Below are 24070 nucleotides of genomic sequence, written 5' to 3'. Positions count from 1 at the left end.
TATATGTGGTAAGTGCAAAAGCTCCTGATGGATTGGAAGCTGTCGACTGGACTCTACTAACTAATGTACCATACTTTAGATGCCATAGAAAAGATAAATTGGTATAAGCTAAGATGGAAAATTGAAGAGTATTTTAGGATTTTAAAATCAGGATGTAAGATAGAAAGCTCTCGCTTAGCTACAAAAGAAAGATTACAGAAGTTAATTGCTATAAAAAGTATAATCGCGTTTAAAATTTTATATTTGACAAAAGTGGCTTTATCAAATCCCATGGAAATTTGTACTAAAATTTTAAGCAACGAAGAGTGGAAGGTCCTTTACATGCGTGAGTATTGGGTAGCAACATTACCCGAAGAACCTCCAAACATAAAACAAGCTATTATTTGGTTAGGAAAATTGGGTGGATTTATGAATAGAAAAAGTGATAATTTACCAGGGTCTATGACTCTATGGCGGGGCTATGAAAACCTTAAGGAGAGCATAGTTATGCTTCACATAATGACCTCTCAAAATTGTGGGTAAAAGTAAGGGTTCGATGTCATGATAAGAAGGAGCAGTTGGAGAGTAAGAAGGTGGTGAATCATAATCTCCACAACCACGCCCTTGTCCAAGATAGCTACCTACTGCTTCTTCAGCTTTCTTAATATTTTCTGACTCTTTCTCATGCTTCATATGAAAAGCTAAACCACCGGCAAAACATACAAGAGAATTAACGCCAAGGATAACTAAACCCCACACTGGTAACACTGGATAAACAGCACAAGCTACCAAAGCCGCTAAAGAAACAGTGCCAACCGCAAATTCTATATTCCTAAGCATCTTAAGCTTATTATCAAGATAATCTATTTTTTCTTCTTTTCTAGCCGCTTTTCTGCTGCTGTTATACCAAAAACACATACCAGCATGGAAAGCAACACACACAACTGCAGCTACCATACCTAAGGCTAATAGCTTTCTACTGTCCTCTGAGTCTTTTTTCTTATCTTCTCTGCTTTGATGGCTAACACTACTGAAACCAGGGTTATTTATAACTGTAGTATGACCACCAAACAGGCTGCGAAGTAGTAAATAATCCCAAAAATCTAAACCTCTATCATTGTGTACATGTACGTGTGTAACCTGAGGGCCTGTAGGTTGCCTGTTATTCCCTGCGTTATATTGATTATTTCTGCTTTCTGTATTGTATCTATTAGTTGAGTTTAGACGTGTAAATTCTTCATACGCATTTTTAAAATTCTCCTCACTCCAATTTGTGGTGTTTTGCGTATTACGAAATTGTAAAAATTCTTTAACATTACTGTTATTACCAGATTTTTTTATATAGGCTAACGCATACCTTTTTAAAACACTATCACTTGCTACCATAAATACCCTCTTAAGTTAAGATTAAATTAATAAATACTTATTATAATAAAGTAACGTCTTCTTGTCAAATCAACCATAACTTAATATCCGGTTAATATTCTTTCCACCAGTTCTTTCACTGTCGGCACGTAGCCATCCCCATAAAATAGATCTTGTTTAAACTTGTATACATTGTGACCGGAAAACATGAGTTCGTTTTCAATATCGCCCTCATGTATAATATTTTGCAGTGTTTTTTGTATACAAAAACTTCGTGGATCTGGCTTTCGTCCCGTTGAATGGTTGCCGTGATCCTTCCAATTGCTAAACAAACAATGACTTAAGCATCCCATACAATTGATTTGATCTTGTCTTATCTCTGCAAATTTGCCTGGCGTCACAAAAATAACAGTTGTATCTGGAGTTTTCATTGCTTCTGTATACCCTGCTTTAGTCCATGTATTTGCCAGCTCTTTGTCTTTTGAAGTAAGGTAGATCTTCCTACCTCTGCTACCCATTGCAAATTCACTACTAAATTCTTCGCTGGCATTTTCTGAAAACTTTATTTTACGTGAATTCCGTTCCTGCAACTCACGTATGAAGTTATTTTTTACTGCAGATGAGTAAAACCCTGTTGGACTAAATTTATTTAAAAATACATCACCTTCTTCTAAAGTGAGTAGCTTCTTTTTCCACTCTGCAGAAATTGGGCTTTCTTTCGTCAAAAGTGGACGAGTGCCAAACTGAAAAGCTATAGGGCCAATTTGCAGATTGTCAAACCAATGTTCCCTATCTTTCAAATGCCACACTCCTCCTGCCATAACAATTGGTGTTTCTGAAAGACCAATCTCGTTCATGAAAGATCTAAGCTCTGCAACTCTTTCAAATGGAGCCTGTGGTAGCTCTGGGTCTTCACTGTTACTGAGTCCATTGTGCCCTCCAGCAAGCCATGGATCTTCATACACTACTCCACCAAGCAAATAGGAAGATATTCTTTGGTAAGCACGCTTCCATAATGCTTTAAAAGCACGCACCGATGAGACAATAGGGTAATAATAAACCTGATATTTAGCTGCAATTTCTCCAAGCCTATAAGGCATACCAGCACCGCAGGTAATACCATGAACTAAGCCTTTTGCTTTTTCTAATATGCCATGAAGCACGCGTTCTGCTGCTCCCATCTCCCAAAGCACATTCATATGTATTCTTCCATGACCCTTTGATATTTCATTAGCTATTTTTGCCTGACTGATTCCAGCTTTAATACTATACTCAATCAATTCACTGTGTTTTTCATTTCTTGTTTTGCCTTTGTAAATCAGCGGCACTAACTCACCATTATCATCAATAAGCTTAGCATTTGCACCAGAAAACGTACCCACAGCATCTGCTGCAGCAAATGCTCCACTTGACCTTCCATCACTGATTGCGATGCCTTTGCCGCCCTCGATGATTGGCCACACTTCCTTTCCTGAAATTACTATCTTTTTTATCTTATTTTTCAAAACTTCCTCGCAATCTTTCACTCTATTTTACTTAATTACTAAAAAAATAATAGCTGTTTATTTTTTCTTATATCATCAGAGCCTCTGCATAGCCAAATTTGGATTTTGAGTAGACACAGCAGCTACTGTAATATAGTTTCGAAAGAAGTCTAATGTATTTTGCTATATGATCATAGGTCTAACAGGCGGAATTGGGGTAGGAAAGAGCTTTGTAGCTAGTTGCTTTCAAGAGTTTGGTGCTGCTGTGTTTGATGCTGATTCTGTTGTACACCAACTTTATAGAGTGGATAAAAGCATAATAAGTCATGCAGAAAAAATTTTTCCTGGAGTGGTAGTAAATGGTGAAATAGGTAGAACAGTACTGTCTAAATATTTCTTAGCCTACGATGAAAATTGGAAACAATTTCAATCTTTGGTTCACTCTGCTGTGCTGCGTGAATTAGAATTTTTTATTGCCAAGAAAAAAAAGATCGATAGAAAGCTTTTAGTTTTAGATGTGCCACTTCTATTAGAAACAAAATTTCATTCATACTGTGACCTTATTATTTTTATCTATGCAGATAGCGTTGTGCAAGCTCAAAGACTTAACGAACGCAACATAGATAAAGAAAAGCTAAATTTAATCTTCAATGTTCAGTTATCTATTGAGGAGAAAAGGAAGATGAGTGACTTTATTATCGACACCAGTGTAAGCAAAGAGTATGTTTTTTCTCAAGTAAAAGATATAGTGGATTCATTAAACCTAAATACGTAGCTCTACGTCATACCGCCGTAGTATCTCTTGGCCGCTAACAAGTAGCGGGATGACGGTTGTCAGGGTAGTACCTTCTTCTGTCATCCCAGCAGCCTCCCTCCCCTGTCATCCCAGTGCTTGACACTGGGATCTAGCTTTTTGGTAATTTTATCAAAAATGTTTGCTCGTTTACAATCAATTTTCCTGGATCCCAGTGTCTGGGCACTGGGATGACAAAAAAAGGAGCACTGGGATGACACCTGTAGCCCTACGTCATACCGCGATTCATTCGCGGTATCTCTTAACATAGATCCCGCTGCGGGATGACGGTTGTCGGTGAACCTAAGTTACTTTAGCTGTAAACATTAAGAAACTTACCAAACGAAAAAAAAGGCAAAAGAAACCCTGGTCATTGTCTATTTTCAGTATTTGGCGTTTTTTAAATCTTAAACACTGCAATTTAGCTGCTTTTAAACGCAACTCACCTTAGTTTAAATGTTTAAGAAATTTACTAAGCAGAAAAAAAGGCAAAAGAAACCCCGTGTTAGCTAGTTGTCACTCTCTAATCCTGCAAATTGGCGTACTATACTGTCTTAAACGACTTATAAGCGCGTTTCAGCTTATATAGGTAAAAACCTAGAAATGTTGTGAAGACATAAGGTGCACATAGTGCAAAAAATTAAAAATAAGACGCCAACTACGTTGTTTTCGACTCGCGACATAATGTTGAACATTTTTTTTTGCATTTCCAGAGCAAGTTCTTGAAACCTAAACATTATATGTACATCATCATGATCAATTCTAATGCATCTAACTAATGCTATGATTATACCAAGTTTAGCTGCCCAATCTGCTTGATCAAGTTCTGATTCAACCCCAGAGGCAAAAACCTTTATACCTCCTATGGTAAAATCTATTTCCCTCTGTAGCTCCTTTTCATCAACTGCTACTTCCTTCTGGTCTCTAATTGCTTTTAACTTTTTCTCCATTTCCTCAGCTTCTAGATCATACTCTTCCTGAGTCATGTGCCCTCGAATATAGACATGATCTAGTCTTTTGATACCTTGTTCTAATTTACTTATTTTTTTTTCAACTTCATCATTTACCTGCTTATTTTTGTGTGCTAAAAGCCTAAGTTGATGCTCTTTTGCAACTATTTCTGGGTCTTTTAATACCCTCTTCATTTCTTCCCATATAATCATTTCCATTATTTCCATGCGTATTGATTTGCTGCTACATACCCTCGTCCCACCGAAACGATTGGCATCTGTACCTGTACAACGATAGTAGCTCCTTCCTTTCTTAGCATTCTTTGCTACATAGTAGGTATATTTGCAACACTGACATACCATTAGTCCTTGTAGTAGGTGCTTTCTTCCACCTTGTTGTGCCCTTGCTCTCTCTCTATTTTCATTAAGTTGTTTTTGTACTATATCAAATAATTCATCTTCTATTATCCTTGGTATTGGTATTTTTATCCAATTCTCTTCTTCAGTACGATAAACTGAATACTTTCTTTTTCGTACTTTCCACCTTGCCCTCACTTCTTTTCTTATTGGGCCTACTTTTGTCTTACCAAATGCTGCTTCTCCCATGTATGCTGTATTCCTCAATATTCTATGAATTGTACATACGTTCCACATTCTCTTGCCCTCTGGGGAATCAATGCACCTCTCTTTCAGTCGTCGTACGGTTTCTTTTATACTTGTTCTTTCTAGACCTACCCACTCAAACAGGTCTCGCACTATTTTTGCCTTCTCTTCATTTATTTCAACTTTTGTCTTTTCTCTGTCTACATGCTTCACAAGATCATAACCAAAAGGCTTTTTACTTATTACACTTACACAACCTTTTCTTGCCCTATGGAGTTTCCCCCTACGACTTCTTTCTATTATCTTTGTACCTTCATATTCTGACACTAATCCTTGTATTCCTAGCAACAATTTAGACTCTGGATTATTCTCAGTCTTATGATTTAAGAATATTACTTCTATCCCTGCTTTCTCAAACTCATCAAGCAATACCATTTGGTGGGCGGATTTCCTTGATAATCGGTCAGGTGAATGAATATAAATTTTATCAATTTCATCTTCTGCTACTTTATCACGTAACGCATCTAAACCTTTACGCTCTAAATTCCACCCACTAAAGCCATTATCCTTAAATTCATACTCATCTAACAACTCATGTTTGTCTTCAGCAATTCTGCTCTTAAGCTCTGCTATTTGGCTCTCTATTGTATTGTTCTTCTCTTGTTTCTTCGATGAAACTCTTGCATACAACGCTACTGTTGTCATTTTTTTCTACCTCCTTTTTATCTAAAAATTCCTTTTTCTTTCTTTCCACCAGTCGTTTTAGTAGTATTCCGTAAGCATCCGATAAGCACTTATCTGATAACTTACTTTGCTCATAATGACGGTGAATAGTAAATCGCATAGTTTCTCTCCTGTAAATGTCTTCATACTTCAGGAGCCTTACTACTCCCTATTTCCATAAATCCATTTATCAGCTATTCTTGCGAAATAGCGCTATCTTTCATCAATTAAGCTCTCTTCCAAATAATTGTCCCTCAACGATTTTCTCTCTTTCCTTCCTTTTCTCAATCAGCTTCCATAACCTTCTGCTTCGCCACTAACTCTCTTATTATCTCCTTAGTCTTTGCCATATATGCCAGATCTATTGGTGTATATCCTTCATGATCTCGAGCATTTACATCACCTCCCGCTTCTAATATTGCTCTCACGTTTCCTATTTCCCTCATAAATACCGCACTATGCAATGGCGTTCTTCCTATATAGTTCCCAGTATTAACATTTGACCCTGCTTTTATTAACTCCCTTACTGTCTTTTCACAACTCATTAAGCTCGCACTATGTAACGCCGTATATCCTCCATCGTCCATAGCATTTACATTTGCTCCTCCTTCTATCAGTACTTTTACATTTTCTACCTTTCCATAGAATGCTGCTAGGTGTAATGGTCTGTCTCCATTATTATTTTCTATATTTATTTCTGCTCCTTTTTCTATTAGTAGCTTTATTGCTTTTTCATCTGAAAGGTATGCTGCTAAATGCAACACAGTGTTACCATCTTTTCCTCTCTCATCTATTTTTCTAAATGAATTCTCCTTTAATTTTTCCAGTCTTTTATTTAAATTGAACATTTTAGTTACCCCACTATAAAAACATACGCCAATTTGGCTCATTCTAGCGTAAAGTAAACTTCTTATGTTTACCCACTACTATTCTAGTTATGCCTGTTTTGATATCAAAAAGCAACTTCTTTTTTTCAAAAAACACACATTTTTACTGAATGTTAATGTAGTATATGAAGATATAAATATAAGTGTTTAGCATATTAAACATATAGCTTGTGTCTCCTTCCAACTTCTGTTTAAATGACGATGTTCGTGCCACGTTAGTACACCTCTGTACAACACTAAAATGTAATTTTCCGGTTCATGTATTGAATCCTTTTGCTCTGAATTTAAACCGCTTTCAAAATGAACATAGTGCTTTGCTAAACCAAATCTTATAACTTTCTGGTTGGTAAAATCTTCTACCTTGTAGTGGTGAGTAACGCTGAATCTTTCTAAAATTGGCTTGTATTTTAAATTCCACACTTGTTCAGATAGCTTATCACTTCCTAGTAAAAACCTTTTTCCCCTCTCTTCTATACTACTTACTGGAAAACATGCGTTTATTTCCCCTAAACTCCAACTGTCCGACAATACTATCTGCGCTTTCGCAAACTTTATTGCCGGTAATAAGCTCTGTGGTAGCGGATATAACGTTTTTAAATTATTCCACTGATGACTTCTTTCATAAATACCGTTATAATTCTTTGTGTGAGGCTCGGTTTCTCCAAGTATTGCTACATCTAGCCGGTATATATCATTGCTTAAAGCTCGTTCATAATGATCGCGTAGATAGTTTTCTACAATCCTAATAACTGGACCATGAGACCTGAAAAAATTTACTCTCCCAAATGATAACACCGGTCCATCTTCTTCTATTTTTACACCTGAGTAATCCGATAACAAATTTCCAAAAAAACTTTCATCTAAAATGAACCTACCAATGTTGTAGTGATCGTTAAAAATCCTCATTAGCCGTGATCTTGCTGGCAATGATAGTTTTGCTAGTTCTACTACTGCATCAACGAAGAAGTCGTTCGGAACATCTTTTATCCCTATCTGTAATTCAAAGAAATGTTCACCTGGTGGCTCTTCAATAATTGTAATATCTTCTATATTTGCCCATTTTAATGCTATTTTCAGCGATGCTGGTGTTCCTTTTAGTCTTTGAAATTTTATTCCTTCTTTAATTGATTTCTTCTTATCCTTCACCCATGATAGAATTTCTTCTAGGCCATATTCTTCGATTAACCAAGGTAGGATTTCTTCTTTTAAGCCGAATTTAAATCCCTTAATGCAACTTGTATCAACTTTGTAATCAACTGCATCTACTATCGCTTGCTCTTGTTTCGTAGAATTTGGTGGTAATAGCATCAGTTTTGCCTCACTAATTCGATTCTCAAATTTTCCAATTTAGCACACTCATTTCCTGCTACAACAACATCTTCCTTTGGCTCTAACAGCTCTACGTTACTCACCCCATCTACAAAAAGATTCGCTATAATCCATGATCTTGTAATACTCCATCCGAGTCTTTTGCTTGCTTCAAACTTTTCGATAAATTGCTTTTTAATTTCTTCCTCTGATGTTATAGAACTTATGCTAATTCTGCTGTGGATATCTATTTCAATAATATTGCAACCAACTACTGTTATCGTATCTGTTAATACCCTTATATCATCCCTGGTGACTTGCTTTTTTACAATATCCAGTAGTTCTTCAGATGCTATGCCATTTGTGGATAACTCCGTGGATAAAATCGAGATCTCTACACTTCCTGGCACTTTTGATTCAACCAGCGCATCCTTTACTCTTCTATCTGCTGAGAGTGCATGAGATCGATAATGTTCTTTACTCCCTCCAGTACTCCAGCCAACTATCTTTGCTTTAATTCTTTTTCTGAAACGTTCATCATCTTCCCCTTTTTCCCTTTCTACACCATAAAATTCAGCTAAATTATCAAGATCATTTCCCCTTGCAAACTTAAGTAAATTACTTTTTACTGCTTCATTTATTCTTTGTCTCAGCAAAAGTTCTCTCCATGCTGCTACTTCTAAAATCTTTATCGCTGGGTCACTTTCTACTAATGCTGTAAAACTTGCGTCACGCTTCACCAACTCTTCTTTCATTCTCGAGAATATTTCTTCGAAGTTCAGTGGTTCGATAATATTTGGCTTGTAATCAACACCTTACTTAAAGTGTTTTTAAGAATATCCTCACCAAAATACTTATCCAGTACTGATTCAATGTTTTCATATGGGTATTGTGCACAGTTAAACCACGATAGTATTGATTGCCTAAAAAATGAAGACTTGAAAATATATGCTCCGTACTCTTGGTAAAGCTCAACTAAATCATTAGCTGAATATTGGGGATTTCCCTGTTCATCTTTTTTACATAATCCAGCAACAACAATTCCGCCTGTTGAAGTACCAGCCATTAGATCAAAGATTTGAGAAATAGGCTTCCTTGTTCTCTTTTCTATTTCTGCTAATATTATCGCTGGTATGATGCCTCTTATGCCTCCGCCGTCAACGGACAAGATATATCTAGTCATTGTGAAATGAAAATTTAGATAAAGATGTTAAGATTTAATTTTCCCGCTTAAAACTTGTAATTTAAACTCATCAAGTTCCTCAGAAAGATTTTTTATTCTCTCCTCAAGCCGGTATACCGTAACAGTTAATCCGTTGTTCTGCTCTATAAATTTATCATGAATGTGAACCCGTAAATCTAGCTTGGCGAGCCACCATATCGCCGCTACCGTCTGTATTAACATCGTTACTATTACTGCTAAAGGTTATTAATCCAACAGCGACAGATAGAACGCAAACAGCGATAGGTGTAATAACAAGTGATGTAAACGCAACGGAAACCACCAAAGCAGTAATCATTACACGTATAGCAATGCTAGCAGATCATGCAGTGGTGTGGCCAGCAAATATCACTGAGGAGCAAAAAGCTGCAGCAATAAAGCAACTTGAAGCACGTGGCATCATCATTCGTAAGGGAGTTTAAAACTGCTCAACTGAAGAGCAAAACCAACTTAAAACATACAGCATTAAAGGGCGAAAAATATGCAAAATCCATTTACAAATCCGGCATTTAGTATGACAGCATTAACAAATGCAATGAACATATTGCCGATAAATCATGGTCGCGTCGAAAATTTAAATTTATTTCCAAGTAGATCGGTAAGATTCCGACATATTACGATAGAAGAGCAAAACGGTGTTTTGAGCCTATTACCAACACAAACGCCAGGAGCACCAGCAACAGTGGGAAAACGTGGAAAACGAAAAGTAAGAACATTTACGATACCACATATTTCCCATGATGACGTAGTGTTGCCTGAGGAAGTACAAGGAATAAGAGCATTTGGGTCAGATTTGGAATCTTTTGGTTTTGCATATATAATGATTGAAATGTTAATTTTAAAAGAATTCCCAATAGGTTTAATACGTAATGTATTTGCTTAATCTACATTTGGTGTTTAGCTGCTAAGCTTAAAATTTCATTGTTTTATTAATGGATGAAGCAGAAAGATAACTTTGTAATATCCTTTGTGTGGCTATTATTGATATCTATCACTCAAAAGTAATCTTACTATTTTTTCATGTCCATTATCAGCAGCTATGTGAAAAGGTGTACTACCGTAATCATTTTCAAGATTAGCCTCTGCCCCATACTCTAAAAGTAACTTTACTATTTCTATATGTCCACCAGAAGCAGCAACGTGTAAAGCTGTATTACCATCACTATTAGAAAAATAAACGTCTGCTCCATCCCTTAACAACAGCTTTGCCACTTCTATATGTCCACGCAAAACAGCCAAATGCAAAGGTATAACTGAATTATTGTATGCAAAATTAACTTTTGCTCCATTCTCTAAAAGTAGTTTTACTATTTCTGTACGTTCATCATTAACAGCCGTAAATAAAGGTGTAACTCCATTGCGATCTACAAAATTTACATCTGCTCCATTACTTAAAAGGAATTTTATCATCTCTGTGTCTTGCTGAAACATAGCTAAGTATAAAGGTGTAACAAGTCCCTCATTATTTGTAAAATTAACACCCGCCCCATTATTTAAAAGTAGTTTTGCTATTTCTATATTTCCTTCTAAAACAGATGCGTGTAATGGTGTCATTCCTTTGTTATGTCGAAGGTTAACATTTGCACCATTATTTAAAAGCAGTTCTACCATTTCTGGGGATCCACTTATAATCGCTAAAAGTAAAGGGGCAGCTTCGCGTCCTTTTTTAGTATGTGATATTAAGTTAACGTTTGCTCCATTATTCAAAAGTAACTTAACTGTTTCTATATGTCCGTGCGTGGCAGCTATGAGTAATGGGGTCCTTCCATTATTATCTACATAATTAGCACTTACTCCATTATCCAAAAGTAACCTTATCACTTCTGTATGTCCCTTGAAAACAGCTTCATTTAAAGGTGTGTTTCCCTTGTTATTTTGAACACTGAGATCTACACCTTTTTCAAGTAACGTCTTTACTTCTTTCAAGTTATTATTCTCTATAGCTAAAAATAGTAATTCCTCCCTCGATTTTGTATTAATTATAAAAAGTAACAATATAAAACATCCGGCAACAGTAATGTTAATATATTTTATAATTTTTCTCATAAGACATTTTACAATGTTTCTAATAAAAAATATGCTCTATAAAGTTAAAGAATTTATGAAAGGTACACTGCTTCTATCATAGTTTGGTACCCTCTATTATCTAGAATGTGCTCTGCCCTTTCTATTACCCATTCGCCATCTATTTCCTGACAAAACCCCAACAAATTTATTTTAGCTTCTGCAAACAACTCTGGATTGCCTGGTATTGTCACGTTTAATTTTGCTTCACCGCGTTTTAATCGTCTGAGCTTAGCACTTGCTGCACTGATCGCTGATTCTGCAGTAGAATAAAGCTTATGTATCGGATAACTTGGTTCTTCATTGCCTACTTTTTCTTCTATGGTTTCTCCTCTTTCATAGCTGTACCATTTTGCTATAACTGATCCATATTTACTACGTACATTAAAATTTACTTTCCAATTTATCACATCTTTTGGTGTCAGTAACGTTGTGCCTAAAACCTTCCCTGTTGCTGATTTTCCTCCTCCTTTGGGAATAAAAATTATATGGCCTCCTATAGGTTTTACCGTTGCTTCATGCTCATCTCCTATCCTTCTCAAAAAATTTATGTCACTTTCATCTGTTTGAGTGATGTGTGATATAAATATATCTTCAAATTTTTGTGCTATTTTCACCTCATATCCGTGCTTTTCTGCTATCTTTCTTACTAAGTCACCTAAAGTAATTTCTTTCCATTCTTTTGATGTTTTTTCTTTCAGCGATCCTTTGAAATTTGCTGCACAGCACTTGACTCTTAAGATTTGTGGTGGACTTTGTATTGTGATTTCACTTGCGATATAAACACCCATAGATAATAGCCCGCTCTCTTTATATCCTAGAAAACTTTCAACTCACCCTTGAGCTCATTACTTCCATACTCAAGACATATTTCAGCTTCATCACTCGTTGTCCCTGATTCATCAGTAATATGCAGAGATATTAAGCTACTCCTTAAGGCCTCTGTAATAGAGTTATTTTCTGCTATTATGTTAAAATCTGGCTTCATTAATCTAAAATTTTTACAACAGACTTCTGTGATATCTTTTGAATCTCAGGCAACTTAATTTTCAATCCTGCTGGTAGAAAGCTCCCATACTCTGGAAGTCCAGGATTTTTTTCCAAGACCACTTCCACTGCCCCACTACTGTAACCATAATGCCTCCAACAAATATAATCCAGCATTTCTTTATCCTTGGTAAAGTAGTAAATCACTTGTTGTAGCTTTTTAACTTTAATTGAAACTCTACCTTTCTTGGTAATCCACAAGGGAAATATAATGTTTGTTTTTCTTCTACATTAGTAACGACAAAATTTCCTAACACCTTTCCTAAAGCATCGACTAAAACATTTGGCTCACGCATATTCCTTAGTTGTTCTAAACTGCCATTTTGAAGATGCGGATAAATCACTCCTGTTAAATCAATATTCTCAATACCTGAGCCGATATTCTGCAGTGATGTTTTCTCGATACATTCAATTGTATGCCACCTCTGCTCTTTACTGTACCTGAGGCTCACTGGATCAAATTTAAATTTTCCAAGTAACACTTAATACATCTCCTCCACTGTGTCAAAAAGAGCCCCTCTTGCTTGTTCTCTAAACCTTTCTATTACTGCATCAGCAATGCTACGAGTGTCTTGGTTAGGCTCTGCTTTAACAATTATATTAAACGTTTGATTAAATGTCTGGTTATGTGTTTTTGACTCTTTCTTTTCAAATCTGTTTTTTTCAAATATTTCATTAACTTGATTACCTTCTATAGATTTTTTCTCCTCAATAAAGCTCTTGTTTCTCTCAGACATTTCTTTAATCGCACTATTATTTGACAGATTACTAGAAATGCTACTTTTAAGGGGAGTATGTATTTCAGCAACAATACTTTTTCTTTTTTCAAATTCTTTCAGTGGGCTATTTTCGGCAACCTTTCCAAATATGCCACCAACAGTATTTCCCATCCATGAAAACATTTCTCCAATGGGTTTTATTATCGATTTTATGTATTCCCAGATGCTAGAGAAAAAGTTCTTTACCTTTTGCCAGTTAGTTATAATAAGTGTTGCACCAGTTGCAATTGCAGCAATAACTGCTCCTATAGGATTACTTATCATTGCTGCTGTTAAGATCCTAAATCCTTCTACTACTGCAGAAAGAGCTAATGATAGCAGAGGAAAAGCTTTTATTGCTAAGCTCAGAGTCGTAACTTTTAAAACACTCAGTCCAGTAATTACTGCTGGAATAGCGTATGTCGATAGAACAGAAAATGTTGCTATTGCTTTTGCTGCTAAACTCCAAACTGTTCCCATGAAAAGACTAAGTATATAACCACCACCTACTAATAGAACTTTAAGACTTATTAGCGCTGCTATAGTACCCATGATTACTTTAGTTACAGTGGGATATTCTTCTGCAAATGAAGCTATATTTTCACTTGCCCATTTTAACTTCTCAGCTATAGGTTTTAAAACAGGCAACATCACTGAACCTAAATTCATACCAACTTCTGCTATTGAATTTTTCAGCAATCGCAATTGGTTAGCTGTTGTACTCACACGGCCATTAAATTCTTCCTGCAATGAATTTGCACGTTTCCCTTCATCAGATAATAAATCCAGCACCTTTTCATATGCTTTTGAGTTTTCAAGTAGTAGTGCTATATCATCTTCGGTTCCCTGTCCAAAGAGTTTTAACAGAATATCAGCCCGATCATGTTTATCTATTTTTTTTAAAATTTCAAAAAAATCCAGTAGTGCTTTGTGAGGGTTTTCCTTGATACTCTCTTCAAGCTCTTCTATATCTATCCCAATTTCTTCTAGTGTTTCTCTAAATTCATCTCCTTGCTTCCCTGCCGTTTGAAGTTTTACCAGCACACCATTTATCATTTCTGCCGCTTTCTTTGGTTGTTTTCCTAACATAACGAAAGCATTTACTAAGCCAGCTATCTGCTCAATCTCCAAACCAAATTGTCTTGCCGCACCACTGGCTATATTTATTCCTGCCATTAAATCTTTTGGTTCAACAGAAGTATTGCTTGCAAGGTGATTTACTAAGTCTCCAAAGTTTCTTAGATCTTTTAGGCTCATTTTATAAATGTTATAAAAACTACTAACATCACTTCCTATTTGTTCTACACTCATACCAAAATTTACTGCCATTTTTGATACTATTTCTGTAAATTCTAAAAGATCTTTTTTTTCTTTAATACCAAGTCGAGCACCACTTGTAGTTATTTGTGCTAACTCTGCAGCAGATAGTGGTATTGTACGGGATAGCCCTTTTAACATTTTACCAAGTTCTATAAATTCTCTATCATTATCTTCCTTGTCATCAGAAAGTTTTATCACTGCCTTAATATCAGCTATAGCATTTTCAAAATCAATTACAACTTTAACCGGAGCTGCAAGTGTTAATGCAAGTCCAGCCGTTTCCAACATTTGCGATTTAAAGTACGCTTTTTTTCCCAAAAACATGTCCCGTTTTTTGATGGCGGAGTTTAACTTACTATATTGACTTCTCAGCCTGTTTGCAGAAGCACCTAGTTTATCTTGATCTCTTATCAAAGATTGAATGTTTTTTCCACTTTTCTTAAATTCTTCACTGAGCGCATGTAAAGTGTCTCTCTTCTGTAAGTACGCTGTTTTGGCCTTTATTGCCGATTCCTTAGCCTTATCAAACTGAGCCTTTAAATCTTTACTTGGCTTTGCTGTTGTTTTCATTTGCTTAGCCAAGGACGTTACTTGCACTTCTAAGCCTTTCCAGGATCTCTTGGCAACTAATGTGTTACGACTTAATTCTCTAAATTTTGATACCGATTTCATCGATGTATCAAGTTGCCTTATTGTACCTCCAAGGCGAGAAAGTTGAGCACTACTTCCTGCCATTGCGCTATTAAAGCTACCATCTAGTATGGCACCTATTTTTACTGATAATGTTGACATTTAAATTCTCCTGCTGCTTTTACCCACAAAATAAATTCGTTTATTTCTATTTCAAGTACCTGCTCAATCCCGCCACCTATGACAGAGCTGAGCATTAGTACATTTAGCCTTAAGTCCTTTGTGTAACCGATGGAAAAAAATCCTTCAACGCTTCCTGTATTTTCATGTAGTCTGCAAAATATAACTCCCAAATTGTTTCTTTTGTCACAGATGCAAGGTTTGCTATTAATCCAACTTCTTTTTCAAAATCACTACCACCAGTACGTTCCATCGCAAGGCAATCCCTCACTTTGACTGGTCTAAAAGTTAATTCCGAAACCTCAATTCCTTCCACTGTTATTGGGTTATCAAGTTTTACTGTTTTCATGTTTCTCCTTAAAAATTAATTAAATAAAAGTCTGTATCGGCTTTTACATAACTAATTTCTTTATTGTGATTATGGTCCTATAGCTTTGTGTTTTATTGGAATGGCAACACCCTTTTTCTAAGTTTTTTCAATAAAAAATATATTTAAAGTTTTGATCGTAGATTTAACAATCCTGTCTGCTTGTAAACGTTATCTCTATGTCCTATTGTGATGATAAGTACTTTGCGTTTTGAAGTATTCACATGATAGATAAGACGATATTTATCGAAACTTAACCTTCTAAACCCTAGTAATTTACCACGTAACGGTTTACCAGCTTTGTTGGGGTTAATCTTAAGCTCCTTTTCTATAGCTTCTTCAATGTTAAATTTTATTTCTTCCGGTAAAGCTGGAAAGTCTTTAATGTACCTCTTTGAAAGCTCAATTTTGTAGATACTCTACCCCCGTTTGAAGTCCTCATAATCGATTGTTTCTGCACCTGGAGCAGTACATTCCTTAACAATGTCAGCAACTGCAATTTCATCTATCTCACACTCGATTCCTTCTACAACTAACCTTTTTGCTAGTTCTTGAACGGATTCTTTGGTGATTTCAGCTAACTTAATAAGATTATGTGAAATTTTTGGATCAAAAGTTATACTAATTCTTGAATCTGCCATATGTTTTACCAAAATATACCACAATAATTATACAACATTTCTCTAAATTTTTCAATAAAAAAAATATGTAAACTATATCAGATTCCTAAAATCGTTTGTAACAAAGCCATCTGATCAACACCATTTATCTTTCGAATCATATTCTCAGCATCGATTTCGATAAGTTCTCTAGCACCGATAGTAAGTTTATAATAATGCGCAGCTAAGGAACACTTTAGGGTTGCTTTTTCAGCAGGTTTCCAGCTACCAAAATCAAATTCTCTGAATATGCCCCTAAGGTTGATAATTACTCCTTCAATATCATTACTTCCACTGCCTTGTAATCCGCCTCTTAGCGTCAGAGATACTGAATTCCCATTTATTAAACCAAAAAGTCTAAATAGCTCTGTATCATATTCAGAAAAAGTAAAATCAGCTTCAAGCTTCTCCATTCCCATGTCAACGCTTATAGGAATATCCATACCACCAGCTCGGTATTCTTCGGTTTTTATGGTAAGTTTTGGCAAGGTTACTTCATCTATTTTTCCTGCATAACCCCTACCATCTACGAATACGTTAAAATTCTTTAAGATTTTTGGCAGCATTTTTCTCCTCGTTTATTTGTTGAATTTTGTTTAGAAGCCTTTTAAAGTATTTGCTAAATGAGATCTAAAAGTAACGTGTTCGGCTGGATAAGATGTATTAAATTCAAAGTCAAAATACACTTTCCCGCTTGCAATGTTTGCTGGGGTGTTGAGCTCTGGAGTTTCATAACATCTTCCACTGGTAATTGCCCCCTGTGCTTTCAAATGCGCAAGATAAGAATTCACCCCCTCAATCACATCATCTATATAAGTTTTGGTAATGTTTCGATCAACTGCCCATAAATGAGCTCGCAGTAGACTATCATTGATTAGATCTGCAGTACGCCTTACTGACAAAAAAGCCCATCCTTCATCGTTTGAACATGTTCTATTTCCCCATAGTCTGTAGCCATTTTGGTGGATTATCGTTGTTACTTCATTTTCATTTAAGTAGTTTGCTCTACAACTTGTATCACCTAAGGTAAAATCAATAGCCCTACTTGTCCCAACAATACCATTTATCTCTTTATTTGAAGGTGATTGCCAGAATCCTTGTTCACTATCTACTTTGGCTATTAAACCGGCTACAAATGGGCTTGGCGGTTTTTCCTCCCCTTCAAAAACTTTAACCCATGGATCAACTACGTAAACTCTGCTACTGCCTACACTTTTTCTCCATTTTATTGCTTCTTCATCATTGGTATTTGGACCATCTGCTACTATTATGCTTCTCAGCTTTTCTGCTATAGGAATTAATGCTGCAACCACTGGATTTCCAGCATCTCCAGATAATTGATGAGTAAACTGAGGTGCAATTAGTATTCTTGGCGCAACATGTACTATGCTTTCACTGCTTAAGAACGCTTGAATTCCCTGATATTCTCCAGTTTCTTCGTTAACTCCACCAATTATATTTTGAATAGTTTCACTTTCTTTAAGCTTTGGATCGCTGTTTTCACTTTCTTCAACTCGAATAACTACTACTGTTGCACCAACCTGGGAAAATATTCCATCTATTGCAGAAGGCAAAGTTCCTTTCTTTCCCAGTTTTGCTGCTTCCTTTAAACTTCCTGCTATTAATACTGGTTTATTTAGTGGAAATTTTTGCTCGTCAGCATCAGGTGCAGTACCAATTACGCCAATTACCGATGATTTAGCTGTGCGTACTGTTCTTGCACCAGAGGTAACCTCTATAACATTTACCCCGTGTAAAAACTGTTCTGTCATATAATTGATTAAAGAATTTTATTAAAGATCTGCTATGTTAATAGCTATTATAAATTTGCTAAAGAATTCTTCACCTGTTCTTTAAAGTTATTAAGAAAACTCTGTAATTCTTCTCTATCCTTGATTTCCTTAATTTTCTTCTTGGCTAAATCTTCAAGTTCTTCGCATTTGATTATTGCTTTTACTGCTTTTTTGGCTTTTTCCTGAATTAATTCAGCCATTTGGACTGTTGAAATTTCCCGGACTTTTGCCAATGGCTCTATAATTTCTGCATCTTTTTCATCTATCGATTCTGGTGCTGCTAAAATGTTCGCTGCGGCTTTTGCTTGTATTTCATACGATTTAGACTTCTGATGAGAAGCTCCTGCGTATTGGTGAGTATAGTTATCATAATAAGCACGAAGACTAGAAAGTGCAGAAAGTTTCGCATTTTCCAGTAATTCCAGCTCAATATCTTCTTGATTCCTCTCAACAATTTTCCCTCCTTCTGTTAAACAATAACTCTTTTGCCAATCAAAATTTTCTGGCGCTTCATACCATTTTTCACCTCCTGGCTTATTTTCAAGCACTGTTGTTTCAACTTGTTTGTTGTTCTCAAATCGTATGTAAATTGGCATAATTTTTTCCATAAGTTTTTTATATAGCTGTGTAGACGTCAAAAGTAACTTCACCTACTGATCCATTTGTTCCACTAACCTGAACACCTCGTAAAGCAATTCCAGAACTGACACTTGTTTCACCGCTGTGCCTAGCAATATAAGCAAGCCTATTTCCTGTAAGCAAAGAATTTACACTAAAATCTGTATCTCCATCATCCTGGCAGGAAACTGGAACATAAATTGTAGCACTACCTCTGCCACTTTCCCTAGTGCTTGTTGCACCATCTCCCACTTTTATTCCAGTTTGTTTTCTAAATAGCGATGATGAAGCTTCTAGAGTACTTACTACTGTTGAACGGTAGTTTTGAATATTATTCTCAATCGTGCTACATGCTACTTCTGACTGAATAATAATGTGCAATGCTGCGCCTGAGTTCGCTAACATGCTACCCAAGTTCACCAATACATTAATAGCTGTTGTGTTAGCTATAATACTTAATGCAACGTTACTTTTTATTAATGCCTGTATTGCTAGTGAACTCCCAACTAATTTATCTAATGTTGAAGAGTGGCCTGTTATATTCAGCACGGCATTTGCATTACTTAGCATTTTATTAAACTTTCTTTGATTATCAGTGTTACTCAGCCAAGTTTCTAGATTATTGTCGTTTATGGTTTTTAATAATATTTCCGGGTCACTAATAATTTCAAAAGTATTTTTTAATTGTTCATCTCGAGTTTTTATCTCATCTATCAGAGATGCTTTTAATTGTTCATCTCGAGTTTCTATTTCTCCTATAATTGATGAGCCAGTTGGTACATTGTTTATGGATTCAAAATTGCTTACCAAACCCTTTAAATTATTTAACTGATCTGCTCCAGTACTATTAATTGCCGCAATATTGGTATTTTTTCGAGTATCAAGTAGCGATATATGTGAATCTGATGACTCTTTTAAGGCATCTAAGGAATTAGTCCTAAGCGTATTGATTTCGTTGACAGATTCTGTCTTTGTTGCAGTTATCTCTGATATTGAATTTGTCTTGTTGGTGTTTATATCATTCAAGTGCGATCTTGCGCTACTTAGAAGTTCTTTTAACTTTCCATCTGTCATCTGCACAATTTCAGACACTGCACTCTTATCTACTATTGACTCCAATGCTTTAGCAAGATATGCCAATTGATCAGGTGTGCTACCTGCTGCTAAATCTTTAATCCTTTGGTTTAAAGCATCTATTACTTCTTTAGTAATGCTCATTTATTGCCCCAAAAATTCAAAAAAGTTTCAAAATTCAGTCGTTCAAATGCTTTTTTAAGATTGTTATCTCCCTTACTCATATCCTCATCTATTCTTTCTATGGCTCTGCGTATACGTACTACATCTTCTACTGCAATGTTTTCTGGATGCGGCAAAGGATATCCTCGTTTGGTTTGATGGTTTGACATTTCTATGTTACAATCACTCTTAAATTTTTCACTCTTGGACGATAGACAACCGTTCCACTCAAAACTAATTTTATCCTTGTTTCATTGGCATTAAAATTTGATAGCACGTGAGTCCTCTCTACCCAATTTTCTCCGATTGGTTTTCCTGCTGTTAAATCTACTAATTGCCATTCCACGCTTTTCTGCACATATGCTTTAACGTCTGCAGTACCAGGTATTAATGCATCATACGTTATGGTAATTTTAGTGTTAGCTCCTGCGGTAATGCTCCTGGTTACATAATCTCCGGACTCTGAAAGATTACCCAGAACTAGCTGTAACCCAGGATATAGCACTGGACTTTTTTCTTTTGACCCTTTTAAATTTGCCTTTACTGTTAGCTCTCCAGATAGTCTTTCACGCAGCGCAAGCGGCAAGTTATCAGACAAAAAGTTTTCTTTTCCTTCTTCATCTGTTAAGATAAATTCTACATTCGTATCAAAGCCTACTTTTTCCACATTCGTCAAAACAATTAAATCTGAAGTATTGTTTGCTGTAACTTTGCCCAGATCAACAACGTGAGAATTTTCGCTAAATTTTGCAGCTAGTAATCGAAACGTTAAATCTAAATTTTGATGTGGAGTCCAAGTACTTGCATTGCTTGATGAAAGTAATACTCCTACTTGATATGGTTGACTGGTTACCCATCTACTGTTTACTGCATCATATTTGCCAAGTTCTGCTACTTTGACCGCATTTTCCCCGTCATCGGTAAGTAAAACTATTGCATATTCCTGCCCTCCATGGCAAAATACTGGTGACCAAGTTATACGTGTTGCTGTGCCATCAGTATTGATCTTAGTTGGCTCGATGGAATTTTCAGCAATGACTGTTTGCGAGGGCACTCCAACTGTTGTTTCCCTAATCTGCACAACAACACGTCTTTTGCCGCTATTTGTAAACCATAACTCTACACCTCCTATATGCCTACTCTCATCCAAGGTAAATGTCTGTGCTAAAGGATCAACACGTTTGCTGGAAAAAACTCTTCTTCTTTCCTCTATGGTAATAGTTTTTTTACCAGTATACGTTGCTTCTCCATAACTTCCTTTATCCCCGTAAAACTGTACTAATTTAGTACCTGCTGGAATATTTGCCGGTACTTTCACTTTTCCCTTTAATTTTCCCTGGTTGTTAGCTTCCACTTTCTTTCCTCTATGCTATAGGTGTAATAGAAATGCCATCAAATTTTACTTCCTTAAGCCTTTCACCCCGCTCAAAACCTTCAATCTCAAAATCTTGTACTGCTTCTCTCATAAATTCAGCTTCATGCGTACTACTTGACAGAAGCTCTGTTGTTTCTCTAGTATTAAATTCTCTTGTCACTGAACTTGACCAATTGGTCTTTATCTCGGTCCAGTGATCGGTGTTTTTGTTCATGGTAACTTTTGCCGGTATTGGATCAAATGCCTGATATGGATTGATCTTTTCACTTTTAGTCTGTAAAAGCTGCTCCAATACTGGCTCAAGTTCATACGGCAAAAGATACGGTTTTTTCTCCTTTTCGACGTCAGCAACTTCTACATCTATCGGCAAAGTTAGTTCTCTGTTTACAATTGCTGCAGTCTGAGTAATACCTTGATCGCGCATATCATCATCAAAGAATGGATCAACAAATACTCCTTTTTTTGCTGTCGGATCCCTTGAATTTGCATCATTACGTAGACGTTCCTCTGCAACTAGCGCATAAAGATCGCTTATTCCCCTTTTCATTGCTTCGAGCTCATTCATCGGTACAGCATGGATAGCATTATTCATTACTTTCACCTTTTCCCCGGTTTTCCACGTTTGGTGAATGTAGCAGAGTAAAAGTTGTCCGCTAGGTGCTTTTGGCATTGATGGTTTCCAAGGATGGGCAATTCCCTTTATTCTTCTTACTACTCCTTTTGCATCTATGGTAATTAAATCAAAGCGGGGCATTTTCCAGGTGTAATCAATCAAAACCAAGCTATTGTCAACTGCTCCCCTTACTTTACATCCTTGTTCATTTATATCTTCAGGGCTCACCTGAGTACGACAGCGATAAGTTATCAGGTAACTGCTTCCAGGTGCAGGTTCTTTCCCTGCCAATGACCAATCAATATTTCCTGCGTTTAGTTTGTAATCTGTACTGTTTTCATAAATTACATCACCTTGTTTTATTTGAATAATCTCAAGTACCGCAGAGTCAGATATCGGATCAATAGCTCCAGCATGAGTAACGGTAATGGTTTTTTGAACAGTTATATCTATCCTTTTTATCTCACTAACCGGAAAATCATGAACTTTAAGTTCCATTACTCTTTGGTTATTTGGCTGAAAGGTGTGAAATTCTGATTCAACTGATTTTATATCTGGATCTTCATCAAAAGAAACACGAATACTGTGAGGTAGCTCAATCTCATAGCCGTCAACATGAGCTTTTCTCTCATTAATCACAAATATTTTTTTTCCTCCTTCGCCCTCTTCCTTTTGCAGAAACATTACTTCTAGGCCATTTACAACATAGGAACCATTTGCCTCCTTGTCATAACGAGCAAGAGCTGTGGTTACTATGTTTGCTTGTGGTGGCGGTGAGTGTTGAATTAGAACACCGTTTTCAATGTTATAAATTGGATAAAATTCTCCATCAGTGGAAAAACGTGGAGAAACACCTTCGAGCTTCCAAATGGTGGAAACTTTAAGCCTTGCAGCTCCTACTTCTTGATAATTACGCGTACCAACTGCAGGATCACGAAGATTTTCATCCTCAAGTTCTGTGATGGTAGATTCTACATAATAAACACCTATACGCACTGTGGTATTTAGTGGAATAGTAAATTCTTCCTTTTCGACGCTTCTAACTGCTCCACGAAGATAGATTTTTCCAGCTTCAAGCGTGACTTTTTCCCCATCTATAATACAATCAGCTCCAGTTATGATATCACCATCGCGGAATATCGCATCACCTATGCCTTTGAGCTTCAAAAGAGCATAATCTTGAATCTCATTTAATTCTGCTGACTGCAAACCTCTTCCTGCAAGGAACAAGCTTTTTTCGTATTCTTTGTCAGAGCGATTGTAATAGTTATTCAAAGTCATTCTTTTCCCCCTCTTCAGAATGTAACGACAAAGGCAAAAGTTTCACGGGTTGCTGCGGTTCTGATAAGTGGTACCGTGTGTTCTAAAACTAACAAAATTCCCGGGTCTTCTATATCTTGTAGTTCAAAATATCTCTGTCCAGGCGGTAATTCTTTTTTCACTTTTGTACCAACCATAACCCCTAGTTCCCGTATTACTTGATTTGCTGCATCCGTGAAATCGAAAGTAAATTTAAGGTACAAGTTATTGGTTGGTACATTAGAGGGTTTAAACCTTCCGGAGGGAGTAACAAGCTCTCCATTCTCATCACCCACGCAGAAGAGAACCTCATCAACAACACGACGTCCAACTTCCTTGAGTAATGTTGTAGAAGTAATGGACTCTGGTGGTATATCTTGAGTGTACTCTATAGTCACTGCATCATCAACTGGAATAGCGCTATTTTCCGTACGTTTAATTGCACCAGCAACTATATAATCAATACTTGACTGATAAGTTGTTTGCCCGGTAAAAACTTTTACATCTTTTATAGTATGGTGATCTAGGGTATCAGGGGTGAAAAAATTTTCTGCTCTGTGGCTACTCTCCCAATTTGAATTACCACTGCCCCAAGCAAGATGTATCGGCTGCTCTTTTATACTTGCTGCTATTGCTGCTCTTCCTGTTTGGGTGAGGATTGACATTATTTCTCTCTCTGTAGTTTGTCTTTGTTATTGGGAATGGCTCAAACCTGGAACTATAGGCAAAAAGCACTCTTTTTCCATTACCTATGAGATTGGTATAAGATGAAAGCTTCTTTAACGCATGCCTATTAC

At 36.4% G+C, this 24070-nt stretch carries 28 protein-coding genes and 3 pseudogenes; 4 read left to right on the top strand and 27 right to left on the bottom strand.

Translation table 11 applies throughout. The features are described 5' to 3' along the window. The first annotated feature begins 63 nt into the window (after window positions 1-63). Window positions 64-522, top strand: coding sequence for a transposase (locus tag NHG98_RS03320; protein WP_096617925.1), 459 nt, complete (start codon window positions 64-66; stop codon window positions 520-522). On the opposite strand, the gene NHG98_RS03315 is transcribed toward NHG98_RS03320, so the two are convergent. Both NHG98_RS03315 and NHG98_RS03310 read right to left on the bottom strand, forming a co-directional pair. Beyond that, window positions 448-1365, bottom strand: a complete 918-nt coding sequence (locus NHG98_RS03315; RefSeq protein WP_259245267.1) for a hypothetical protein — start codon at window positions 1363-1365, stop codon at window positions 448-450. The genes NHG98_RS03320 and NHG98_RS03315 overlap by 75 nt on opposite strands. Before the next feature lie 80 nt (window positions 1366-1445). Beyond that, complete coding sequence (locus NHG98_RS03310) at window positions 1446-2849, bottom strand: NAD(P)H-dependent flavin oxidoreductase (RefSeq protein WP_096617129.1); 1404 nt, start codon at window positions 2847-2849, stop codon at window positions 1446-1448. Between the two features lie 166 nt (window positions 2850-3015). Here NHG98_RS03310 and coaE point away from each other — a divergent pair, with 166 nt between their 5' ends. Then, window positions 3016-3603: a dephospho-CoA kinase gene (gene coaE, locus NHG98_RS03305; RefSeq protein WP_096617125.1), complete on the top strand. Its 588-nt coding sequence runs from the start codon at window positions 3016-3018 to the stop codon at window positions 3601-3603. An 80-nt stretch (window positions 3604-3683) separates the two neighbouring features. On the opposite strand, the gene NHG98_RS06465 is transcribed toward coaE, so the two are convergent. The 8 genes and pseudogenes from NHG98_RS06465 to NHG98_RS03265 form a co-directional block, all read right to left on the bottom strand. Beyond that, the gene (locus NHG98_RS06465; protein ID WP_410543652.1) at window positions 3684-3890 is read right to left on the bottom strand and encodes a hypothetical protein; all 207 of its coding nucleotides are present in this window, start codon (window positions 3888-3890) and stop codon (window positions 3684-3686) included. A gap of 312 nt (window positions 3891-4202) precedes the next feature. Further along, entirely contained in the window at window positions 4203-5879 is a 1677-nt protein-coding gene (locus NHG98_RS03295) for a recombinase family protein (RefSeq protein WP_259245266.1), read from the bottom strand. Continuing rightward, complete coding sequence (locus tag NHG98_RS03290) at window positions 5794-6018, bottom strand: hypothetical protein (RefSeq protein WP_096618011.1); 225 nt, start codon at window positions 6016-6018, stop codon at window positions 5794-5796. Before NHG98_RS03290 ends, NHG98_RS03295 begins: the two co-directional genes overlap by 86 nt. Before the next feature lie 163 nt (window positions 6019-6181). Next, the gene (locus tag NHG98_RS03285; protein WP_259245265.1) at window positions 6182-6745 is read right to left on the bottom strand and encodes an ankyrin repeat domain-containing protein; all 564 of its coding nucleotides are present in this window, start codon (window positions 6743-6745) and stop codon (window positions 6182-6184) included. A 186-nt stretch (window positions 6746-6931) separates the two neighbouring features. Then, complete coding sequence (locus NHG98_RS03280; protein WP_096617983.1) at window positions 6932-8092, bottom strand: phage tail protein; 1161 nt, start codon at window positions 8090-8092, stop codon at window positions 6932-6934. Beyond that, window positions 8092-8847 carry a baseplate assembly protein gene (locus NHG98_RS03275; RefSeq protein ID WP_096617985.1) on the bottom strand — a complete coding sequence of 252 codons (756 nt, stop codon included), beginning with the start codon at window positions 8845-8847 and terminating at the stop codon, window positions 8092-8094. The genes NHG98_RS03280 and NHG98_RS03275 overlap by 1 nt, the downstream gene beginning before the upstream one ends. A 26-nt stretch (window positions 8848-8873) precedes the next feature. Then, window positions 8874-9275 (bottom strand): annotated as a pseudogene (locus NHG98_RS03270) (patatin-like phospholipase family protein); the annotation flags it as partial. A 27-nt stretch (window positions 9276-9302) separates the two neighbouring features. Then, window positions 9303-9497 (bottom strand): hypothetical protein, encoded by a 195-nt coding sequence (locus NHG98_RS03265; RefSeq protein ID WP_259245264.1) that lies wholly within the window; start codon window positions 9495-9497, stop codon window positions 9303-9305. An 11-nt stretch (window positions 9498-9508) separates the two neighbouring features. On the opposite strand from NHG98_RS03265, the pseudogene NHG98_RS03260 reads away from it, so the two are divergent. Continuing rightward, window positions 9509-9736, top strand: a pseudogene (locus NHG98_RS03260) (head decoration protein); the annotation flags it as partial. A gap of 59 nt (window positions 9737-9795) precedes the next feature. Further along, window positions 9796-10155, top strand: a pseudogene (locus NHG98_RS03255) (major capsid protein); the annotation flags it as partial. 137 nt (window positions 10156-10292) lie between these two features. Here NHG98_RS03255 and NHG98_RS03250 read toward each other — a convergent pair. The 17 genes from NHG98_RS03250 to NHG98_RS03170 all read right to left on the bottom strand — a co-directional run bounded on the left by NHG98_RS03250 (window position 10293) and on the right by NHG98_RS03170 (window position 23938). Further along, window positions 10293-11360, bottom strand: coding sequence for an ankyrin repeat domain-containing protein (locus NHG98_RS03250; protein WP_259245263.1), 1068 nt, complete (start codon window positions 11358-11360; stop codon window positions 10293-10295). Window positions 11361-11413: 53 nt separating this feature from the next. Then, on the bottom strand, window positions 11414-12169 hold the full coding sequence (locus NHG98_RS03245) for a phage late control D family protein (protein ID WP_259245262.1): 756 nt from the start codon (window positions 12167-12169) through the stop codon (window positions 11414-11416). A gap of 26 nt (window positions 12170-12195) precedes the next feature. Beyond that, a complete protein-coding gene (locus NHG98_RS03240) occupies window positions 12196-12366 on the bottom strand; it encodes a hypothetical protein (RefSeq protein WP_259245261.1) in 171 nt (56 codons plus the stop codon). Then, window positions 12366-12542: a tail protein X gene (locus tag NHG98_RS03235; protein WP_096617484.1), complete on the bottom strand. Its 177-nt coding sequence runs from the start codon at window positions 12540-12542 to the stop codon at window positions 12366-12368. Before NHG98_RS03235 ends, NHG98_RS03240 begins: the two co-directional genes overlap by 1 nt. Before the next feature lie 26 nt (window positions 12543-12568). Continuing rightward, window positions 12569-12907 (bottom strand): phage tail protein, encoded by a 339-nt coding sequence (locus tag NHG98_RS03230; RefSeq protein ID WP_096617474.1) that lies wholly within the window; start codon window positions 12905-12907, stop codon window positions 12569-12571. After that, window positions 12908-15295, bottom strand: a complete 2388-nt coding sequence (locus NHG98_RS03225) for a phage tail tape measure protein (protein WP_096617472.1) — start codon at window positions 15293-15295, stop codon at window positions 12908-12910. A gap of 109 nt (window positions 15296-15404) precedes the next feature. Then, a complete protein-coding gene (locus NHG98_RS03220; protein ID WP_096617470.1) occupies window positions 15405-15662 on the bottom strand; it encodes a phage tail assembly protein in 258 nt (85 codons plus the stop codon). Between the two features lie 143 nt (window positions 15663-15805). Next, the gene (locus NHG98_RS03215) at window positions 15806-16036 is read right to left on the bottom strand and encodes a type II toxin-antitoxin system RelE family toxin (protein ID WP_369010942.1); all 231 of its coding nucleotides are present in this window, start codon (window positions 16034-16036) and stop codon (window positions 15806-15808) included. A gap of 63 nt (window positions 16037-16099) precedes the next feature. Continuing rightward, window positions 16100-16321 (bottom strand): hypothetical protein, encoded by a 222-nt coding sequence (locus NHG98_RS03210; protein ID WP_096617466.1) that lies wholly within the window; start codon window positions 16319-16321, stop codon window positions 16100-16102. Window positions 16322-16398: 77 nt separating this feature from the next. After that, window positions 16399-16905 carry a phage major tail tube protein gene (locus NHG98_RS03205; RefSeq protein ID WP_096617464.1) on the bottom strand — a complete coding sequence of 169 codons (507 nt, stop codon included), beginning with the start codon at window positions 16903-16905 and terminating at the stop codon, window positions 16399-16401. Between the two features lie 30 nt (window positions 16906-16935). Then, window positions 16936-18111: a phage tail sheath subtilisin-like domain-containing protein gene (locus NHG98_RS03200; RefSeq protein WP_096617463.1), complete on the bottom strand. Its 1176-nt coding sequence runs from the start codon at window positions 18109-18111 to the stop codon at window positions 16936-16938. 47 nt (window positions 18112-18158) lie between these two features. Then, complete coding sequence (locus NHG98_RS03195) at window positions 18159-18728, bottom strand: hypothetical protein (protein ID WP_096617482.1); 570 nt, start codon at window positions 18726-18728, stop codon at window positions 18159-18161. A 19-nt stretch (window positions 18729-18747) separates the two neighbouring features. After that, the gene (locus tag NHG98_RS03190; RefSeq protein ID WP_259245260.1) at window positions 18748-19968 is read right to left on the bottom strand and encodes a hypothetical protein; all 1221 of its coding nucleotides are present in this window, start codon (window positions 19966-19968) and stop codon (window positions 18748-18750) included. After that, window positions 19965-20156: a hypothetical protein gene (locus NHG98_RS03185; protein WP_096617461.1), complete on the bottom strand. Its 192-nt coding sequence runs from the start codon at window positions 20154-20156 to the stop codon at window positions 19965-19967. The genes NHG98_RS03190 and NHG98_RS03185 overlap by 4 nt, the downstream gene beginning before the upstream one ends. A gap of 2 nt (window positions 20157-20158) precedes the next feature. Further along, window positions 20159-21340: a hypothetical protein gene (locus NHG98_RS03180; RefSeq protein WP_096617459.1), complete on the bottom strand. Its 1182-nt coding sequence runs from the start codon at window positions 21338-21340 to the stop codon at window positions 20159-20161. Between the two features lie 10 nt (window positions 21341-21350). Beyond that, window positions 21351-23255 carry a DUF4815 domain-containing protein gene (locus NHG98_RS03175; protein ID WP_096617457.1) on the bottom strand — a complete coding sequence of 635 codons (1905 nt, stop codon included), beginning with the start codon at window positions 23253-23255 and terminating at the stop codon, window positions 21351-21353. 14 nt (window positions 23256-23269) lie between these two features. Further along, the gene (locus NHG98_RS03170; RefSeq protein ID WP_096617455.1) at window positions 23270-23938 is read right to left on the bottom strand and encodes a hypothetical protein; all 669 of its coding nucleotides are present in this window, start codon (window positions 23936-23938) and stop codon (window positions 23270-23272) included. Between the last annotated feature and the right edge of the window lie 132 nt (window positions 23939-24070).

This window comes from Wolbachia endosymbiont of Aedes albopictus (assembly GCF_024804185.1).
GTDB classification, from domain to species: Bacteria; Pseudomonadota; Alphaproteobacteria; order Rickettsiales; family Anaplasmataceae; genus Wolbachia; species Wolbachia pipientis_B.
The sequence above is the reverse complement of the archived record's forward strand: the minus strand, read 5'-3'. Positions and strand labels throughout refer to the sequence as shown.

Excerpts from the sequence above, each read along its gene's own strand:
- NHG98_RS03320 (WP_096617925.1), top strand. The coding sequence starts at position 64 with ATGTACCATACTTTAGATGCCATAGAAAAGATAAATTGGTATAAGCTA.
- NHG98_RS03315 (WP_259245267.1), bottom strand. The coding sequence starts at position 1,365 with ATGGTAGCAAGTGATAGTGTTTTAAAAAGGTATGCGTTAGCCTATATA.
- coaE (WP_096617125.1), top strand. The coding sequence starts at position 3,016 with ATGATCATAGGTCTAACAGGCGGAATTGGGGTAGGAAAGAGCTTTGTA.
- NHG98_RS06465 (WP_410543652.1), bottom strand. The coding sequence starts at position 3,890 with ATGTTAAGAGATACCGCGAATGAATCGCGGTATGACGTAGGGCTACAG.
- NHG98_RS03295 (WP_259245266.1), bottom strand. The coding sequence starts at position 5,879 with ATGACAACAGTAGCGTTGTATGCAAGAGTTTCATCGAAGAAACAAGAG.
- NHG98_RS03290 (WP_096618011.1), bottom strand. The coding sequence starts at position 6,018 with ATGCGATTTACTATTCACCGTCATTATGAGCAAAGTAAGTTATCAGAT.
- NHG98_RS03285 (WP_259245265.1), bottom strand. The coding sequence starts at position 6,745 with ATGTTCAATTTAAATAAAAGACTGGAAAAATTAAAGGAGAATTCATTT.
- NHG98_RS03280 (WP_096617983.1), bottom strand. The coding sequence starts at position 8,092 with ATGCTATTACCACCAAATTCTACGAAACAAGAGCAAGCGATAGTAGAT.
- NHG98_RS03275 (WP_096617985.1), bottom strand. The coding sequence starts at position 8,847 with ATGAAAGAAGAGTTGGTGAAGCGTGACGCAAGTTTTACAGCATTAGTA.
- NHG98_RS03265 (WP_259245264.1), bottom strand. The coding sequence starts at position 9,497 with ATGTTAATACAGACGGTAGCGGCGATATGGTGGCTCGCCAAGCTAGAT.
- NHG98_RS03250 (WP_259245263.1), bottom strand. The coding sequence starts at position 11,360 with ATGAGAAAAATTATAAAATATATTAACATTACTGTTGCCGGATGTTTT.
- NHG98_RS03245 (WP_259245262.1), bottom strand. The coding sequence starts at position 12,169 with ATGGGTGTTTATATCGCAAGTGAAATCACAATACAAAGTCCACCACAA.
- NHG98_RS03240 (WP_259245261.1), bottom strand. The coding sequence starts at position 12,366 with ATGAAGCCAGATTTTAACATAATAGCAGAAAATAACTCTATTACAGAG.
- NHG98_RS03235 (WP_096617484.1), bottom strand. The coding sequence starts at position 12,542 with ATGCTGGATTATATTTGTTGGAGGCATTATGGTTACAGTAGTGGGGCA.
- NHG98_RS03225 (WP_096617472.1), bottom strand. The coding sequence starts at position 15,295 with ATGTCAACATTATCAGTAAAAATAGGTGCCATACTAGATGGTAGCTTT.
- NHG98_RS03220 (WP_096617470.1), bottom strand. The coding sequence starts at position 15,662 with ATGAAAACAGTAAAACTTGATAACCCAATAACAGTGGAAGGAATTGAG.
- NHG98_RS03210 (WP_096617466.1), bottom strand. The coding sequence starts at position 16,321 with ATGGCAGATTCAAGAATTAGTATAACTTTTGATCCAAAAATTTCACAT.
- NHG98_RS03205 (WP_096617464.1), bottom strand. The coding sequence starts at position 16,905 with ATGCTGCCAAAAATCTTAAAGAATTTTAACGTATTCGTAGATGGTAGG.
- NHG98_RS03200 (WP_096617463.1), bottom strand. The coding sequence starts at position 18,111 with ATGACAGAACAGTTTTTACACGGGGTAAATGTTATAGAGGTTACCTCT.
- NHG98_RS03195 (WP_096617482.1), bottom strand. The coding sequence starts at position 18,728 with ATGCCAATTTACATACGATTTGAGAACAACAAACAAGTTGAAACAACA.
- NHG98_RS03190 (WP_259245260.1), bottom strand. The coding sequence starts at position 19,968 with ATGAGCATTACTAAAGAAGTAATAGATGCTTTAAACCAAAGGATTAAA.
- NHG98_RS03185 (WP_096617461.1), bottom strand. The coding sequence starts at position 20,156 with ATGTCAAACCATCAAACCAAACGAGGATATCCTTTGCCGCATCCAGAA.
- NHG98_RS03175 (WP_096617457.1), bottom strand. The coding sequence starts at position 23,255 with ATGACTTTGAATAACTATTACAATCGCTCTGACAAAGAATACGAAAAA.
- NHG98_RS03170 (WP_096617455.1), bottom strand. The coding sequence starts at position 23,938 with ATGTCAATCCTCACCCAAACAGGAAGAGCAGCAATAGCAGCAAGTATA.